Below are 15926 nucleotides of genomic sequence, written 5' to 3' on the forward strand. Positions count from 1 at the left end.
TCAAAAGCCCTCCATTGGTGGAGCTTCAACAAAATCAACGGAGTGCGGCGCGCGTTTGCGCGGATTGGGGCGCTCTCGCGATTCATTGCGGCGAAAAGCGCCGCATGTGTGAAAGTGCGGGTGGAAGTTGCGTCGGTTCGGCGCCTATGCCTCGGTTTCGGGAGAATTCCGGCACGAATCGCGATTTTCTTTCAAGGCGGACCGTCGCCGGGAAGTGCGCTGCGGGAAGGGTTTTCCGCCCCAGTTTATCCGGCTGCAACAACCGCGGCCAAAAACAACCACCCCCTTGCGAACTTGGCGGGATGAGCGGCGGGGTTTTTGTCCGCTCAAGCGTGAGACGAAGGAGGTGACAGGCCAGAACTCACGCGGGTCCGCCGTTACGGGAAGGTTCCCGTATGGTTGGAAGCTGATGGGATGATGGGCTCCATGACCACCGGGATTATCTGACGCTGATCACCCAATTCACATCCCGGGACCTAAGGGCCCACGTCCATCAGCAGGACCTGAAATCAAGCGAAACCGGAAGGGGCGCGGCCGCGTCCGGGTGTTGTTCGTGTTGGGGTACGCGAACCACTCAGCCGTTGTGCTGGGCAACCAGTTGGATCTTGTATTCCCTCATCGTCTGGACATCCGCTTGGGAAAGCGGAGCTCTTCCGTTTCGATGCCAAGCCCAAAATTCGATCGCGTCTCGGAAAAGCTTCGCAATCCGGTCGTCTAAATTGCCGTCGTCCTTCATGGTACTTACTAGCTCACCGAGTTCGTAATTCCCGAACTTCGAGTACTTTGCTCGCGTCTTGCCATGAACGGCCGGATCGTTGGCCCGTCTCCAGAGTTCATCCCGGATCGAGTACCAGTTCTCCTTCAGCTTAGTGCGCAATTCGTTCAACTGATGATCCGCAGGCAGTGCGTTTACTTCTTCTGCCGCTGCAGCTTCGGTTTGAATATCCGATACCGCTCCCTTCAATTGCCCAAGCGCAGCCATCGTAGATGCCAACTGTTCGTTCATCTCGAGGAGCTTTTCGTTCGTCTTGGCGCCGTGTTCGTTGATCGCTTTCACAGATTGATCCAGCGCGGACTGCAAGTCCTTGACGCGACCTCCAAATAGCCAAGAGCCCATTAGCACGCCTATCCCGCCGCCGACGATAAGCATGGCAGTAGTCACGATTGCCGTTTGACTATCTTCGAATTGCCCAACCGCTTCCCACAATCCCATTGAGGCCCCTTGCCAATTTAAGATTGACGAAGTTCTGTGGCAAGAGACGCTGTCGAGTCAACGTAGAGTTAGACTGTCTTGCGGTATTCGTCTGATCTGTAACGTTCGCTACCCCAACCACCCCGCAAGCCACGGCGCATGTTCGGTCACCAGCGTCGCCGCAAAGCCTGCGCCCGTGATCAGGCCGAACACAAGAATGCCCAGCGCCGTGATCCAGCCGAGGGCGAGGGCGCCGCCGGCCGACATGAACATGCCGTCGCGCTGGAGCAGTCCGACAGCCGCCACGGTGATTGCCAGCGACGGGATCGTGTTGGTAATCGGCAGCATGATGGTAACGGCGGCGAGCGCAATGATCAGCCCGAGGATCCGCTCGCCGGCGCCAAGCGCGATAAAGCGCCAGCGCGGGCGCGACAGGCGCTCGGTCCAGCGCAGGCGCTTGTTGGCAAACTCGGCAATCGAGGACAGCCATTCCGGCTTCAGCTTGGCGCGCATCGCCCAGCCCGGCAGCCAGGGCTCGTTGCGACCGAACACGATCTGCAGGCCCAGAAGGAAGATGGGTATGGCGATGATCTGTGCGCCCGGGAGTCCCGGAACGAGACAGGGGATGGTGAGGATCAGGATCAGCAGGCCAAAGGCGCGGTCGTCCAGCGCATCGACGACCTGGCCCAGCGTCTGCGGCGCCTCGCCCTTGCCGGCGCTGGCAATCGCAACAATGGCATCAATGAAGCCGCCCTGCGGCGCGGCTTCGACGTTTTTGGGCGCGGGGCCATTGGAGTTGGTCAATGTGCTGCTGCCCATGTTTTTGCGGCCTTTGCTTCGACCACCAGCGGGACCGACAGCTTAACTGCCGGGCCGTCCGCCGAGGCCATTGTTTCCTGTGCGACCCGGATCAGCTTCTCGGCTTCCCCTTCAGGGCACTCGAAGACCAGTTCGTCGTGCACCTGTAGCAACATCCGTGCCTTCAGGCCGGAGCCCGCGAGCGCTTCCGGCATGCGGATCATGGCGCGCTTGATAATGTCGGCGGCAGTGCCCTGCAGCGGTGCGTTGATCGCCTGGCGTTCGGCAAAGGCACGGGCCGGGCCCTTGGCCTTCATGTCCGGCAGGTTGATCTTGCGGCCGAAGGCGGTGCGCACAAAGCCTGTCTCGCGGGCATAGTCCTTGGTTTCGTCCATAAACTGACGAATGCCGGGGAAGCGTTTGAAGTATTCCTTGATGTAGGCTGCCGCTTCAGCCTGCGGGATGCCGAGCTGGCGGGCCAGGCCGAAGCCGGAGATGCCATAGATGATGCCAAAGTTGATTGCTTTGGCTTGCCGCCGGACCATAGGGTCCATGCCTTCCACGGGCACACCGAACATTTCGCTCGCCGTCATCGCGTGAATGTCGAGGCCGTCCTTGAACGCCTTTTTCAGCGCCGGAATGTCAGCCATGTGGGCGAGGATGCGCAGCTCGATCTGGGAATAGTCCGCCGAGACGAGCACGTTGCCGTCCTCGGCAATGAAGGCCTCGCGGATCTTGCGGCCTTCTTCCGTCCGTACCGGGATATTCTGCAGGTTCGGGTCGGTGGACGAAAGTCGCCCCGTCTGCGCGCCGGCCATCATGTAGCTGGTGTGCACGCGGCCGGTCTCCTTGCTGATCGCGGCCTGCAACGCCTCGGTATAGGTCGAGCGCAGCTTGGACAGCATGCGCCAGTCCACGATGGTGCGGGGCAGGGCGTGGCCCTGGTCGGCGAGTTCCTCGAGGATGTCGGCATCGGTCTGCCAGGCGCCCGTCTTGGTGCGCTTGCCGCCGGGAATGTTCATCTCGTCGAAGAGGATTTCGCCGAGTTGCTTGGGCGAGCCGATGTTGAACACGCGGCCGGCCTGCTCGTGGGCCTGCGCTTCCAGCCCAGCCATCCGCTGCGCGAAATCAGCGGAGAGGCGCGACAGCATCTGCCGGTCAACCTTTATACCGGCCTGTTCCATCGCGGCGAGCACGGGCACCAGCGGGCGCTCCAGCGTCTCGTAGACGGTCGTCACTTCCTCGGTGCGCAGACGGGGCTTCAGGGTCTGCCAGAGGCGCAGCGTCACGTCGGCGTCCTCGGCGGCGTATTCAGTCGCCTTGTCGAGTGCGACCTGTGCAAACGTCTTCTGAGTCTTGCCGGAGCCGGCGACTTCCTTGAAGGAAATTGGCTTGTGGCCGAGATAGCGCTCGGAGAGTTCGTCCATGCCGTGATTGTGGATTCCGGCATTCAGCGCGAAAGAAATGAGCATCGTGTCGTCAATCGGCGCCGTGCGAATGCCCTGGCGCTTGAAGACGCTGAGGTCGTATTTGATATTCTGTCCGATCTTCAGCACGGCTGGGTCCTCCAGCATCGGCTTCAGAACCTTTATTGCCTCGGCCATTCTGATCTGGCGAGGCGGGTCGGCGCCGAACATGTCGCCTCCGCCGGCCGCCACATCGGGGTCAACATGGGCGAGCGGAATATAGCAGGCCTCCCCGGGCGCGAGCGCCAGCGAGACGCCGACCAGTCCTCCGCCTACGGAGTCAAGTGCATCTGTCTCGGTATCCACCGCCACCCAGCCCTGCGTGATCGCCCGCGCCACCCAGTCCTCGAGCGTCTTCAGGTCCCGGATGCAAATATACGAGGAGCGGTCGATGGCGACAGCGTCTGGAGCCGCGACCTCAAGCACGCCTTCCTTCTCCATCTGCTCGCGCACCCGGCGCGTGATGGTGCGGAATTCCATTTCCTCGAGGAACTCGATCAGCGATCTCGGCTCGGGGTCCTGAACGGCGAGGTCTTCCAACGGAATGACGAGCGGCACGTCGTCCTTGAGCGTCACCAGCTGTTTCGAGATGCGCACCTGATCGGCAAAGTTCACCAGCGTCTCGCGCCGCTTCGGCTGCTTGATCTCGCCGGCGCGCTCCAGCAGCGCCTCGACACTGCCGTACTCGGTCAGCAGCTGCGCGGCTGTCTTGATGCCGATTCCGGGGGCGCCAGGTACGTTGTCCACGCTGTCGCCGGCGAGCGACTGAACGTCGATGACAAGTTCCGGGCCGACACCGAACTTTTCGATCACGTCCTCGCGGCCCATCAGCTTGTTCTTCATCGGGTCCAGCATCAGCACCTTGTCGGAGACAAGTTGCATCAGGTCCTTGTCCGAAGAGACGATGGTGACGCGCGCGCCCTTCGCCTCGGCCTGGCGTGCATAGGTCGCGATCAGGTCATCCGCCTCGAAGCCGATCAGTTCGATAGCGTGAGCGGCGAAGGCTTCGGCGGCGCGGCGCACGAGCGGGAATTGCGGCACCAGTTCCTCCGGGGCCGGCGGGCGCTGGGCCTTGTAGAGGGGGTAGAGTTCGTTGCGGAACGTGTTCCCGGACGCATCGAAGATGCATGCGAAATGCGTTGGCCGCTCTGGGCCCTTCAGTTCCTCCAGCATCTTGAACAGCATGTTGCAGAAGCCCGCGACCGCCCCGATAGGCAGTCCGTCGGACTGACGCGTTAGCGGGGGAAGGGCGTGAAACGCACGGAAAATGTAGGCGCTCGCATCGATCAGGTAGAGATGGCTTTTCTCGGTGACGGCGGCCGTGGCCATGGGCGATTCCTCTGCTTTGGTCCCGTCTAGCGGCTCCGGTCCGGAAAATCATCCTCTGGCCTGCCGCCAGTGCCTCACGGCGCCGGTTCGACGGTGATGATGCGTTCGGCTTCCTGCAGCACACGCGCGCGGGTCCAGGGGAAGGGCACGTAGTGGCCTTCGGCCCAGAGCGGGAAAAGGTCGCGGTAGTGGGCGCTCGCCGGGTCGCCGGACTGGCCGGGCGTGTTGATCGCCACGCTGTTGTCCCAGGCGCCGACATCCATGACCAGCCTTATGGAAGGGCCAGCGGCCACGCCAAAATCGCCGACCCAGCCGAGGGCATTCGGCGTCGAGCTGCTGCCGCCGATCGGTAGCGGGCCAACGCGCTGCTCGGCCTCGCGGCCGGGGATCGACAGCGCGGGTTTGAAGTTTGCGGTGTGAAGACTGCCCCAGCGCCAGGATGCGGGATCAGGCCCCATCAGCGCTTCGGCTTCGGCCCATGCCGCGCCGAGCGATTCCAGCAGGATCCGCGTCCGCACGAGATCCGCGTCGGCGCCGAGGAGCTCTCCGTCTTCCAGCACCGGGATGACCGAGGTGGATGGCGGGCGGCCGAACCGGGCACGCATCGTCTCGGGCACGAGGGCGTTCACGGCGCTGACCGGCAAGTGCCGGCCGGTCCAGATCTCATACAAGGCAGCGGGCGCAGACCCGGCCCCCATATAGCCGTCCCATCCGGCCAGCATTTCCAGCGCCGCCGCTTCGGCGGCATTGCGGCCCTGCAGACCGACGAGAAGCGCAACCGCCCGCCGGGCAAGCGGCGAGGTAATGTCATTCTGCAGCGCCATCGAATCCGTGATGCCGAAGACAGGCTTCGCCCGGATCACTTCGCTCACGCGGGTCATGCGGCTGGGGTCAGCCCATTCGAGGCCGAGCAGGTGAGGGTAGCCTTCCGGCACATTCATCTCGTTGGCGGTCGCGAGCCAGCCTTCAGCGGGATTGAGCGTGGACGGGAGCAACGCGGCGTCCAGCAGTCCCTTCCAGCGATATGTCCTGCCCGCGGGCACAGGCAGCAAGCCATCGCCTGCCGCCCGTTTCGGGACGAAGCCGCCGGGGGCCCAGCCGATGTCGCCATTGCGGCCTGCAAACAAGAGGTTCAGCGGAGGCGCCCCCCAGCGGTCGCGGGCGACGAGGAAGTCATCCCACGTGCGTGCGGTATAGGCCCAGGCGGCATGGAAATAGGCTGACCCGCCGGGTTGGCTCCATGTGGCGCGCAGTGAAAAGCTTCGACCGGTGAGAGGTTCCTCATAGAGGACCGGGCCGTCGGCGCTGAACTTCAACACCACCTCCTGCGGCGCCTCGCCCTTCACATCGACCAGCTCTTTCACTTGCGTGAGGCGCGTACCTTTCGGGTTCACCACCAGGTCCTGCTGGTCGATGGCGAAGATCGTCAGCGCCCAGGCAATATCCTCATTGTGACCGAAGCTGATCCCGGGAAGGGCCGGTTCGCCGGCGCCGGCGATCTTCAAGTCCGGCGTGTCGATGTGCGAAAGGTAACGCAGGTTCGGTATCGATTGCGCGCGGTGCGGATCGTTCGCCATGATCGGCCGGCCGGTAGCGCTGCGCGCCGGTGCGATCACCCAATTGTTCGATCCTTCGAGCGTTTCGCTCTCGCGGCTCGCGAGTACGATCGCGCCATCGGAGAAGCTGACATCGCTTGTGCCGAGCGTGAAATCGTCAAGCACGTTTTCAGGAATGCTGCACGGATCGAGACCCTTGGGGAGGGTCACGGGACGGGGCGGTTCAAGCTTGCGGCGGAGGGGCTCGAGCTTCACGTCGCCGCCGCAGAGCGCAATGGCGCGCGCGACTTCGCTGCGCAGGTTCGAGGCCAGCGCATTCGAGCGGATGCGCACCACATCGTCCGCCTGCCAACGTTCCGGCCGCGAGCCGGTGGCAGCGAATTCGGGGGGAAGGGGCTGGGTGCCGCGCTCTGTCTCGCCAATGAAGGCATTGATCCCGGCGGCAAAGGCTTCGGTCCAGGCTTTCGCGTCCGCGGGATAGCTCGCCCATTCGGCGGCCATGTCGCCGCGGTAGAGAAGAAGGCGCGCCGCGCGGTCCTGTTTCACATAGTCCGGACCAAAGCTTGCAGAGAGGCGGCCCAGTCCGCGCTTGCGCCAGAGGTCGATCTGCCAGAGCCGGTCGCGCGCGACCGCGTAGCCCTGCAGGAAAAATCCGTCGCGCGCGCTGGACGCATAGATGTGCGGAATGCCTGCCCGGTCGATGATGATCTCGCCGGGCGCGGCGAGGCCGGCCGCCTGCCGGGTTTCGGTGAAGACCGACGGCGGCACCTCTTGCGCCGCGGCGCTGCCGGCGATCAGGCTGGCGGCGAGGACGGCTCGAACGACACGTCTGATGTTCATAGGCTGCCCTCGTGTGTTGCCCGCGTAGCGCTGCCGCACCGTCCGTGAAGCCCGCCGCCAAGTCAATTCGGGCGGGCGCCGGTCCCGTCCGCGGATTAAACGAGAGTCATCGAAACCGATTCGACTTTGCGGCGGGCGGAACTGTGGTAGAAATGTGGCATGCAAAGCGACCTGGTTTTCCCAAGAGCCGTGGACCTTGCCCCGCCGGTGCAGAAGCCCGCGCTGAAGGCGCCCTGGCATCTCTTCCTCATCGGCTCCGCCGCAGTGCTCTGGAGTCTGCTCGGAGTGTTCGACTTCCTGGCGACCGCCACGCTGTATCCGCCCTACATGGAACGCTTTCCCGCCGAGGCGCAGGCCTATTGGTCGGCATTGCCCGACTGGCTCTACGGGACCTGGGCGCTGGGCGTGTTTGCGGGCCTCGCCGGCGCGATGCTGCTCGTCAAGCGACGCATCTCGGCGGTACGGGTTCTGGTGTTCTCCGCCGCCTGCACCCTGCTGACCATGGCGGCGAGCTTCTCACTCCCTGCGCCGGCCTATGATGGCAACCGCGTCTCGGCGGTCTGCATCATTGTCGTCTCGCTGCTGATCCTCAACTACGCGGTGCACCAGGCCAAGCGCGGCGTGTTGCGGTAAGCGTTTTCCGGATCAGCTTCCCGGCAGGCAAACCACGCGCGGCGTCTTGCGCTGAAGTGGATTCGGTCTAGCCTCCCGCCCAGAGAAAAGCGGGAGAACGCCATGACCAACGAGATGAACCAGACCTGGGTGTTGCGGAAGCGGCCGGTGGGTGACCTTAAGGAAGGAGATCTCGAACTGGTCGAGAGCGCCCTCTCGCCGCTCAAGGACGGCGAAGTGCGCGCCAAGACGATCTACCTCTCGCTCGATCCGACGAACCGGATCTGGATGAGTGATATGGATGCCTACCTTCCGCCGGTGCAGATCGGCGATGCGATGCGCGGCGGCGGGCTCAGCATCATCACCGAAAGCCGCTTCGATGGCCTTACTCCGGGCGACATCGTCAATACCGGCCTTGCCGGGTGGGCAATCTACAACACGCTGCCGGGCGCCGCGCTGGCCAAGCTGCCGCGCCTGCCGGGCGTGCCGCTGACGGCGTACATGGGCCCGCTGGGTGCGACCGGTATGACGGCCTATTTCGGCCTGATGGACATTGCGAAGCCCAAGGCGGGCGAGACAGTGGTGGTGTCTGCCGCTGCGGGCGCCGTTGGTTCGATGGTCGGGCAGATCGCAAAGATCCAGGGCTGCCGCGTCGTCGGCATTGCCGGCGGCAAGGACAAGTGCCGCTGGCTGACCGAGGTGGCCGGTTTCGATGCTGCCATCGACTACAAGTCCGAGGACGTGGGCGCCGCGCTCGACAAGCATTGCCCGAAGGGCATCGACATCAATTTCGAGAATGTCGGTGGACGGATCATGGACGCTGTGATGGCGCGCCTCAACGATTTTTCCCGTATGCCGCTGTGCGGCCTGATCTCGACCTATAACGACACGACGCCCGCGCCGGGTCCCTACAACTTCGCCAACCTGCTGATGCGCAGGACGCTTGTGAAGGGCTTCATCGTGATCGACTATTTCCCGCGCTTCCCGGAGGGTATCCAGCAGATGGCGATGTGGCTGATGGAGGGAAAGCTGAAGTTCGAGACTGACATTGTGGACGGCTTCGAGAAGGCGCCGTCCAGCCTGTCGCGCCTGTTCGAGGGCAAGAACCTCGGCAAGCTGGTCGTGCGGGTGAGCCCGGAGCCGGCCTGAACACCGGTTCAGCTTGCATTCATGGCCGTCCCCTCCAGGATAAATCCCAACAGAATCGGGAGTTTGGGCTAACATGACGACGGGGATGGGCGCGCGGGTGCGCCTCTGGCTGGCGGGCGCCGGGGCGCTCGCGCTGGCAGGCTGTACAACATCGGACTGGGACGCCGTGGCGATGGGTCTGCAGATGGCGGCCGACGACATGGCAGTCACCATGACCATGGTTCCGGCCTGGGAATGCGGGCTCAACGCGCAGGGCAATGCGGTTTGCGACGACACCGGGGATGGCTACGCGGATCGGTACGGCGACCCGACTTATGAGTTTGTGCATGGGTGGAACTACGGTGTTCCGACCCGCGTGAACGACTATGGCGAGGCCTTCCAATACGATGGCGGCTGTGACTGTTGGGTCCGCGAGCCGTCGCTGGATACCTATCCGCGGTAGCACCTGGCGTTCACTCTTGTGCCTTGCGCGCGCCGCACGGTGCTGATCTTATGTTGGCGGGAACAGGTTCTCGGGAGCCCTGTGATGCGGTTGCAGCCTCTGTTGGTCTTGATGCTTCTGGTAGCCGCCTGTTTCGGCGGGCGCGCAAGTGCGCAGGGCGAGACCGGCGAGGCCGCGTTCAAGGACTGGGCCGTGGGCATTCTGGCGGCAGACTGGCGCGCGGGTGACGGCACGCCGATCGAGGCGTTCGAGAATTCCCGAAAGGCGCTGGCGCAGGGCTTCGCGGATGCCGGCTTCAGCCCGGACAACATCGCCAATATGTCGCTGCGCCCGCGTGAGCTCGGCGGTTTCTCGCTGTCATCCGAAGAAGTGTTTGCGGCCTTCGGCAAGCAGGCGGCCGCTGCGCCGGCAGGGTGCCTCCTGTATTTTACCTCGCACGGCAACACGGACGGTATTGTGCTGGGACGCGAGGGTTTCCTCAGCCCCACGCGGATGAAATCGCTGGTCGGCGAATGGTGCGGCGAGCGGCCGACGGTGGTGGTGGTCTCGGCCTGTTTCTCGGGCGTATTCCTCTCCGAACTCGCTGCGCCGAACCGGATGGTGATGACGGCCGCGCGGCCTGATCGTTCATCCTTCGGATGCAGCCCCGATGCGCAGTATCCTTACTTCGATGGCTGCATTCTGGAATCGCTGCAGGCGGCGGATGACTTTGTTCACCTCGCCAGCATGTCCAAGCGCTGTGTCGCCCGGCGGGAGCGGGCCGAGCATCTCTGGCCGCCGTCCGAGCCGCTCTCGACTGTCGGCAAGGATGTCGAGGACTTCCTGATTTTCCAGAACTTCGAGCGCGCGGCGCCGCCAGGCGGTTAGGTGCCGGTTTCCCTGCGGGCCGTTTCCTCGCCGGCAAGGGGCGTCTTGTCTGCTGCCGCAGCGATCCCGGGCTCTGCTGCGGCCTTCATTGCCGATACGGACTTTTACTTGAAGTGAATACTGTCCACATCTGGCTGCGCCGCGCGCGTCCACTGCCGGGGCGAGGTGATCTCATCTGAAGCTTTTGCCGGGCAGCGAGCGGCGTCAGGCCTTTGCGAGGGCTTTGAAGCCGGCTTCGAGATCGGCCTTGAGGTCGCGCGTGGCTTCCAGGCCAATGTGAAGGCGCAGCAGCGGGCCGGCGCGGGTGTCGGTCCAGCTGCCTTTCATGCGCTCCAGCTGTTGGTCGCAGGGAATGATCAGGCTTTCGAAGCCTCCCCAGGAGAAGCCGAGCGAAAAGAGGGAGAGCGCCGCGAAGAAGCGTTCGAGGCCGCCCTCGGGGACCGGGTTCAGAATGATGCTGAAGAGGCCATTCGAACCCGTGAAGTCGCGCTGCCAGAGCTCGTGGTCGGGACTGCCCGGCAGACCGGGATGCAGCACGTCGGCCACTTCAGGGCGGGCGGCAAGCCAGTGCGCCATGTCGAGGCCGGCGGCTTCGTGCGCCTTCAGGCGCGTATGCAGGCTGCGCAGGCCGCGCAGGGCGAGGTAGGCGTCGTCCGGAGCCAGCGTGATGCCCCAATCCTCGGAGGCGGCGGCGATGCGCGTGTAGAGGCCGCTGCTGCGCGTCATCACGGCGCCGCCGAAGGCATCGGCATGGCCTACCGCATACTTGGTCAGCGCCTGAACGCAAATGTCGACGCCGAGCGCGAGCGGCTGGTGGAGCAGGCCGGCGCCCCAGGTGTTGTCGAGGATCGTCCGTATACCGCGTTGCGAAGCGGCGGCGACGATGGCAGGCGTGTCGGTGATCTCGAACGTGAGCGAGCCCGGCGCCTCGAGGAAGACCGCCTTGGTGTTCGCGCGGAACAGCGTGGCTATCTCGCCGCCGCTGCGCGGATCGAAGCGCTCGGCCTCGATACCCATCGCTTTCAGGCGGCGCTCGCAGAAGCGCGCCGTGGGACCGTAGATGCTGTCGGAGAAGAGAAGGTGGTCTCCGGAAGACACAACACTGGCGATGGCGAGCGCACAGGCCTGCAAGCCGTTACCGGCGAGGCGGGTGTGCGTTGCGCCTTCGAGTTCGCCCATCGCCGCTTCGAGTTCGCGGTGCACGGTCAGGCCCATGCGGCCATAGGTGGGTTTGGCGCCGTAGAGGCCGGCTTCGTCGCGGAACAGGACCGTGGAGGCGCGTTCCACCGGCGGGTTCACGGTGACACGGCCCAGCCGGTCTGCGCGCGTATGGATGAGGCGCGTTTCGGGGGCGGCCTCGTCCTTCTTCATGCCGGCGCTTTCGCAATGGGCCGCAAGGGATCGGACGCCCAGTCCGTCCATGACCCATCATAGACAGCGACATCATAATTGCCGAGGCGGGCGAGCGCGAGCGCCGTGATCGCGGCGGTCACACCCGAGCCACAGGTCGTGACGGTCGGCGCGAGCGGATCCTTGAACAGCTTGCGCAGTTCGCTCGCCGGTTTCATGTGGCCGTCTTCTGTCACCAGCTTGCTGCCCGGCAGGTTGATGCTGCCTGGAATATGCCCTGATGGCAGTCCCGCGCGGGGCTCCGGATCGCGGCCGAAGAAGCGGCCGTCTGGGCGGGCGTCTATAATGGTGGTGCGCGCCGTGCCGAGAAGGTTCTCGAGGCCTTTGGCGTCCATCACGAGGTCGGTACGCACACGCGGTGTGAAGTGGCGCTCGCTGGCGATGGGGGGCATGTCGTCGAGCGGACCGCCGGCCTCGACCCACGCCTTCAGACCGCCGTCGAGGACGTGCACGTCCTTGTGGCCCATGACCCGGAACATCCACCAGGCGCGGGCGCCGGCGAAAAAGTTGTTCTGGTCGTAAATGATGATGCGGTTGCCGTCGCCGAGGCCGAGGCGGCGCACGCGCGAGGAGAACTTTACGGCATCCGGCAGCATGTGCGGCAGGGGGGAGGAGGTATCGGCGATGTCGTCGATGTCGAAGTGGACGGCTTTCGGAATATGCCCGCGCATCCAGGCCTGCCGGCCAGTCTCGGGCGGGTTCGTGAAGGGCGCAAACCAGGTCGCGTCGACGATGCGCACATCGGGGGCTTCGATATTGGCGCGCAGCCAGTCGGCGCTGACGAGGGGATCTCCGGTTTCCATAGGCCTATTTCTCCATCCAGGGCGGCATCGGCAATCCCTTTGAACGCAGGAACTCCGGATTGTAGAGTTTCGACTGGTAGCGATTGCCGTAGTCGCAAAGGATCGTCACGACCGTGTGGCCGGGGCCGAGATCCCGCGCGAGGCGGATGGCGCCGGCGACGTTGACGCCGGCCGAGCCGCCGAGGCAGAGGCCTTCGGTCTCCACGAGGGCGAACAACACGCTCAGGGCTTCATCGTCGTTCACGCGGTAGGCCTTGTCGACTTCGATGCCTTCGAGGTTGGCCGTGATGCGGCCCTGACCGATGCCTTCTGTGATTGAGGTGCCTTCAGCTTTCAACTCGCCGGTCGTGTAATAGGCATAGAGAGCGGCGCCGCCGGGGTCTGCGATGCCGATCTGGATCTTCCTGTTCTTTTCCTTCAGCGCCAGCGAGACCCCGCCCAGCGTACCGCCGGAGCCGACAGCGCAGATGAAGCCGTCGAGCTTGCCGCCAGTCTGCCGCCAGATTTCCTGGCCGGTCGTTGCGAAGTGGGCACGGCGGTTTGCCTGGTTGTCGAACTGGTTGGCCCAGATGGCTCCGTTCGGCTCGCTGGCGGCAAGTTCCTCGGCGAGGCGGCCGGAATAGCGCACATAATTGTTGGGATTGGCGTACGGGACCGCATCCACCTCGATCAGCTCGGCGCCAAGCAGGCGGATGGCGTCCTTCTTCTCCTGGCTCTGGGTGCGCGGCATCACGATGACCACACGGTAGCCCAGCGCCTTGCCGACAAGGGCGAGGCCGATGCCGGTATTGCCGGCAGTGCCTTCGACGATGGTGCCGCCCGGTTTCAGCGAGCCTGCTGCTTCGGCCTCTCGCACGATTCCGAGGGCGGGGCGGTCTTTCACGGATTGGCCAGGGTTCAGGAACTCGCATTTGCCGAGGATTTCACACCCCGTCTCGTCTGATGCGCGGTTCAGGCGCAGCAGCGGCGTATTGCCGATCAGGTCAACGATCGATCGGTGAACGGTCATGCGGGGGTGTTTCCTGTGATGCTCCGGCCGGTGGCCCAGACTTAAGGGGCCGCGGGGCCCGGGGCAACGGGCAGGCAAGGTTTTGATCCGATCCGGGGCCTGCGCCGTAATGGGTCACGAACCTGTGACCGGCGACGGCACAACCATCCGGCAGGCGGGCCGTATATAGAATGTTGACCCGGCATGTGCCGGAAAGCCCACCAGGCCTGCAGTACCGGAGACGATCATGAACGCACAACGCGCCGTTTGTTCCTTCCTCTTCCTCGCCGCGTCCGCACTCGGCGCGGTGGCTGAAACATCGTCCAAGCCCTGGCAGCCGGAGGCGGGCGATGTCATCCGCTTCAACGTGCTGCGCGAAGGCAAGCCGTTCGGCAGCCACGCCGTCACGTTCGCGAACGCCGCTGACGGCGCGCTGGTGGCGACAACCAGGGTATCTCTCAAGGCTGGGCTCGGCCCGGTGACGTTGTTCCGTTACCAGCTGGATGCCACCGAGAAATGGCTGAACGGCAAGCTGGTGGCCGTGACTGGCAAACTGAACGATGACGGCAAGAAGGGGACGGTGTCGGCGACGCGCAAGGGTGACGCTCTCGACGTGGACAGCACGATCTTCAACGGCGTGGCGCCGGCCGGTATCATTCCGGCGAGCCACTGGAACTATGCCCAGACGCAGACCACGAAGCTGATCTCGACCGGCAACGGGGAGATCATCAGCGTGAAAGTCGTTCCCAAAGGCCGGGAAAAAATCAAGGCCGGCAACCAGACCATTGAGGCGAACCGCTACCTACTCGACTCGGCGCTCGATGTGGACCTCTGGTACGACAATGAGGGGCGCTGGGTAAAGCTCGCCTTCGAGGCGCGCGGCCAGCAGATCGAGTACGTGCTCGACGCAATGTACTAGGCGCCGGGGCGGTGGATGGGTGTTCTGAGACTGGTGCTCGGCGACCAGCTGTCGCCGGGCCTTTCCTCGCTTAGCGATGCCAAAGCGGGCGATGTAATCCTCATGGCCGAGGTCGCCGAAGAGGCAACATATGTGCGCCATCACAAGAAGAAGATCGCTTTTCTGTTCGCTGCCATGCGCCACTTTTCGGACGAACTTCGCGCTGGCGGGCATGATGTGCGCTATGTGAAGCTGGACGGCGCAGGCAATGCCGGATCGCTGCGGGGCGAAGTGGCTCGCGCTCTGGAAGATGTGCCTGGGCTTACGCGTGTCGTGGTAACCAAGCCGGGCGAGTGGCGCCTGCTGGCGGACATGGAAACCTGGCGCGACCTGTTTGGCGTGCCGGTCGAGCTGCGAGACGATACGCGCTTCATTGTTCCGCTCACGGAATTCCTCGCCTGGGCGAAAGGGCGCAAGCAGCTGCGGATGGAGTTTTTCTACCGCGAGGTACGCCGCAAGACCGGCCTGCTGATGGACGGACAGGAACCGGCGGGTGGGCAGTGGAACTTCGACCACGACAACCGCAAGCGCTTGCCGAAGTCGCTGACCCCGCCGCCGCGCTTGCTGCCGGCGCCGGATGCCGCGACGCGGGAGGTGATCGCGCTGGTCGCAACACGCTTTCCGGATCATTTCGGCGATCTTGAGCCCTGGGTGTTCGCGACCACGCGCAGCGGTGCGGAGGCCGCGCGGGACCATTTCATTGGAGAAATCCTGCCGGGCTTTGGCGACTGGCAGGACGCGATGGCGCAGGGCGAGCCATGGATGTGGCATTCGCTGCTGTCGATCTACATCAATTGCGGCCTGCTCGACCCGCTGGACGTCTGCCGCCGGGCGGAAGCGGAATGGCGGGCAGGGCGTGCGCCGCTGAACGCGGTGGAGGGCTTCATCCGGCAGATCATCGGATGGCGGGAATATGTGCGCGGCATCTACTGGCTGACGATGCCGGCCTATGCGGACACCAACACGCTGGCGGCGCACCGTCCGCTCCCGGACTTTTACTGGACGGGCGAGACGGATATGCGCTGCATGGCCGATGCGATCGGCCAGACGAAGCGCCATGCCTATGCGCACCATATCCAGCGCCTCATGGTAACGGGCAATTTCGCGCTGATCGCAGGGCTCGATCCGGCGATGGTGAACGAATGGTATCTGCTCGTTTACGCAGATGCCTATGAGTGGGTGGAGCTGCCGAACACGCACGGCATGGCGCTGCATGCCGATGGCGGGCTGATGGCCTCCAAACCCTACGCGGCGAGCGGAAACTACATCAACAAAATGTCTGACTATTGCGGCGATTGCGCGTTCGACGTGAGCGCCAAAACCGGACCGAAAGCGTGCCCGTTCAATTATCTGTACTGGGATTTCATCGCCCGGAACCGGGACGCCCTCTCCGGAAATCCCAGAATGGCGTTGATCTACAAGGCACTCGGCCGGCTGGATCCGGAAGCGCTTTCGGCGATGCAGGCGGACGCAAACGCCTTCCTGGACAGGGCTTGCGCGCCCGCTTCGTAAATGC

The 15926-nt window shown here is 64.2% G+C and carries 13 protein-coding genes; 6 read left to right on the forward strand and 7 right to left on the reverse strand.

Going from position 1 to position 15926, the window contains the following annotated elements; genetic code table 11:
- Positions 1-574 precede the first annotated feature (574 nt).
- From Q0C17_RS16370 to Q0C17_RS16385, 4 genes are all read right to left on the reverse strand, one after another.
- Positions 575-1213: a hypothetical protein gene (locus Q0C17_RS16370; RefSeq protein WP_291208625.1), complete on the reverse strand. Its 639-nt coding sequence runs from the start codon at positions 1211-1213 to the stop codon at positions 575-577.
- A gap of 108 nt (positions 1214-1321) precedes the next feature.
- Positions 1322-2011 (reverse strand): exopolysaccharide biosynthesis protein, encoded by a 690-nt coding sequence (locus Q0C17_RS16375; protein ID WP_291208628.1) that lies wholly within the window; start codon positions 2009-2011, stop codon positions 1322-1324.
- Positions 1993-4785, reverse strand: coding sequence for a DNA polymerase I (polA, locus tag Q0C17_RS16380; RefSeq protein WP_291208631.1), 2793 nt, complete (start codon positions 4783-4785; stop codon positions 1993-1995). Before polA ends, Q0C17_RS16375 begins: the two co-directional genes overlap by 19 nt.
- 74 nt (positions 4786-4859) lie before the next feature.
- Positions 4860-7181: a penicillin acylase family protein gene (locus Q0C17_RS16385; protein WP_291208634.1), complete on the reverse strand. Its 2322-nt coding sequence runs from the start codon at positions 7179-7181 to the stop codon at positions 4860-4862.
- Between the two features lie 159 nt (positions 7182-7340).
- Between Q0C17_RS16385 and Q0C17_RS16390 the strand changes: the two genes are divergently transcribed.
- The 4 genes from Q0C17_RS16390 (at position 7341) to Q0C17_RS16405 (ending at position 10251) form a co-directional block, all read left to right on the forward strand.
- Positions 7341-7814, forward strand: coding sequence for a hypothetical protein (locus Q0C17_RS16390; RefSeq protein ID WP_291208637.1), 474 nt, complete (start codon positions 7341-7343; stop codon positions 7812-7814).
- A 102-nt stretch (positions 7815-7916) separates the two neighbouring features.
- Positions 7917-8942: an NADP-dependent oxidoreductase gene (locus Q0C17_RS16395; protein ID WP_291208639.1), complete on the forward strand. Its 1026-nt coding sequence runs from the start codon at positions 7917-7919 to the stop codon at positions 8940-8942.
- 73 nt (positions 8943-9015) lie between these two features.
- Positions 9016-9384 carry a hypothetical protein gene (locus Q0C17_RS16400; protein ID WP_291208642.1) on the forward strand — a complete coding sequence of 123 codons (369 nt, stop codon included), beginning with the start codon at positions 9016-9018 and terminating at the stop codon, positions 9382-9384.
- An 84-nt stretch (positions 9385-9468) separates the two neighbouring features.
- Complete coding sequence (locus Q0C17_RS16405; protein WP_291208644.1) at positions 9469-10251, forward strand: C13 family peptidase; 783 nt, start codon at positions 9469-9471, stop codon at positions 10249-10251.
- 204 nt (positions 10252-10455) lie between these two features.
- Here the strand turns inward: Q0C17_RS16405 and metC are convergent, their stop codons facing one another.
- From metC to Q0C17_RS16420, 3 genes are read right to left on the reverse strand one after another with little or no spacing between them, the layout of a single operon-like run.
- Entirely contained in the window at positions 10456-11622 is a 1167-nt protein-coding gene (gene metC, locus Q0C17_RS16410; protein ID WP_291208648.1) for a cystathionine beta-lyase, read from the reverse strand.
- Complete coding sequence (locus tag Q0C17_RS16415; protein WP_291208651.1) at positions 11619-12464, reverse strand: sulfurtransferase; 846 nt, start codon at positions 12462-12464, stop codon at positions 11619-11621. Before Q0C17_RS16415 ends, metC begins: the two co-directional genes overlap by 4 nt.
- Positions 12465-12468: 4 nt before the next feature.
- Complete coding sequence (locus Q0C17_RS16420) at positions 12469-13473, reverse strand: cysteine synthase A (protein WP_291208653.1); 1005 nt, start codon at positions 13471-13473, stop codon at positions 12469-12471.
- A 226-nt stretch (positions 13474-13699) separates the two neighbouring features.
- Here Q0C17_RS16420 and Q0C17_RS16425 point away from each other — a divergent pair, with 226 nt between their 5' ends.
- Both Q0C17_RS16425 and Q0C17_RS16430 read left to right on the forward strand, forming a co-directional pair.
- The gene (locus Q0C17_RS16425; RefSeq protein ID WP_291208655.1) at positions 13700-14371 is read left to right on the forward strand and encodes a DUF6134 family protein; all 672 of its coding nucleotides are present in this window, start codon (positions 13700-13702) and stop codon (positions 14369-14371) included.
- 15 nt (positions 14372-14386) lie between these two features.
- Positions 14387-15922 (forward strand): cryptochrome/photolyase family protein, encoded by a 1536-nt coding sequence (locus tag Q0C17_RS16430; RefSeq protein ID WP_291208657.1) that lies wholly within the window; start codon positions 14387-14389, stop codon positions 15920-15922.
- Positions 15923-15926: the final 4 nt, after the last annotated feature.

It is taken from the genome of Hyphomonas sp., from assembly GCF_022844445.1.
Taxonomy (GTDB): domain Bacteria; phylum Pseudomonadota; class Alphaproteobacteria; order Caulobacterales; family Hyphomonadaceae; genus Hyphomonas.

Excerpts from the sequence above, each read along its gene's own strand:
- Q0C17_RS16370 (WP_291208625.1), bottom strand. The coding sequence starts at position 1,213 with ATGGGATTGTGGGAAGCGGTTGGGCAATTCGAAGATAGTCAAACGGCA.
- Q0C17_RS16375 (WP_291208628.1), bottom strand. The coding sequence starts at position 2,011 with ATGGGCAGCAGCACATTGACCAACTCCAATGGCCCCGCGCCCAAAAAC.
- polA (WP_291208631.1), bottom strand. The coding sequence starts at position 4,785 with ATGGCCACGGCCGCCGTCACCGAGAAAAGCCATCTCTACCTGATCGAT.
- Q0C17_RS16385 (WP_291208634.1), bottom strand. The coding sequence starts at position 7,181 with ATGAACATCAGACGTGTCGTTCGAGCCGTCCTCGCCGCCAGCCTGATC.
- Q0C17_RS16390 (WP_291208637.1), top strand. The coding sequence starts at position 7,341 with ATGCAAAGCGACCTGGTTTTCCCAAGAGCCGTGGACCTTGCCCCGCCG.
- Q0C17_RS16395 (WP_291208639.1), top strand. The coding sequence starts at position 7,917 with ATGACCAACGAGATGAACCAGACCTGGGTGTTGCGGAAGCGGCCGGTG.
- Q0C17_RS16400 (WP_291208642.1), top strand. The coding sequence starts at position 9,016 with ATGACGACGGGGATGGGCGCGCGGGTGCGCCTCTGGCTGGCGGGCGCC.
- Q0C17_RS16405 (WP_291208644.1), top strand. The coding sequence starts at position 9,469 with ATGCGGTTGCAGCCTCTGTTGGTCTTGATGCTTCTGGTAGCCGCCTGT.
- metC (WP_291208648.1), bottom strand. The coding sequence starts at position 11,622 with ATGAAGAAGGACGAGGCCGCCCCCGAAACGCGCCTCATCCATACGCGC.
- Q0C17_RS16415 (WP_291208651.1), bottom strand. The coding sequence starts at position 12,464 with ATGGAAACCGGAGATCCCCTCGTCAGCGCCGACTGGCTGCGCGCCAAT.
- Q0C17_RS16420 (WP_291208653.1), bottom strand. The coding sequence starts at position 13,473 with ATGACCGTTCACCGATCGATCGTTGACCTGATCGGCAATACGCCGCTG.
- Q0C17_RS16425 (WP_291208655.1), top strand. The coding sequence starts at position 13,700 with ATGAACGCACAACGCGCCGTTTGTTCCTTCCTCTTCCTCGCCGCGTCC.
- Q0C17_RS16430 (WP_291208657.1), top strand. The coding sequence starts at position 14,387 with ATGGGTGTTCTGAGACTGGTGCTCGGCGACCAGCTGTCGCCGGGCCTT.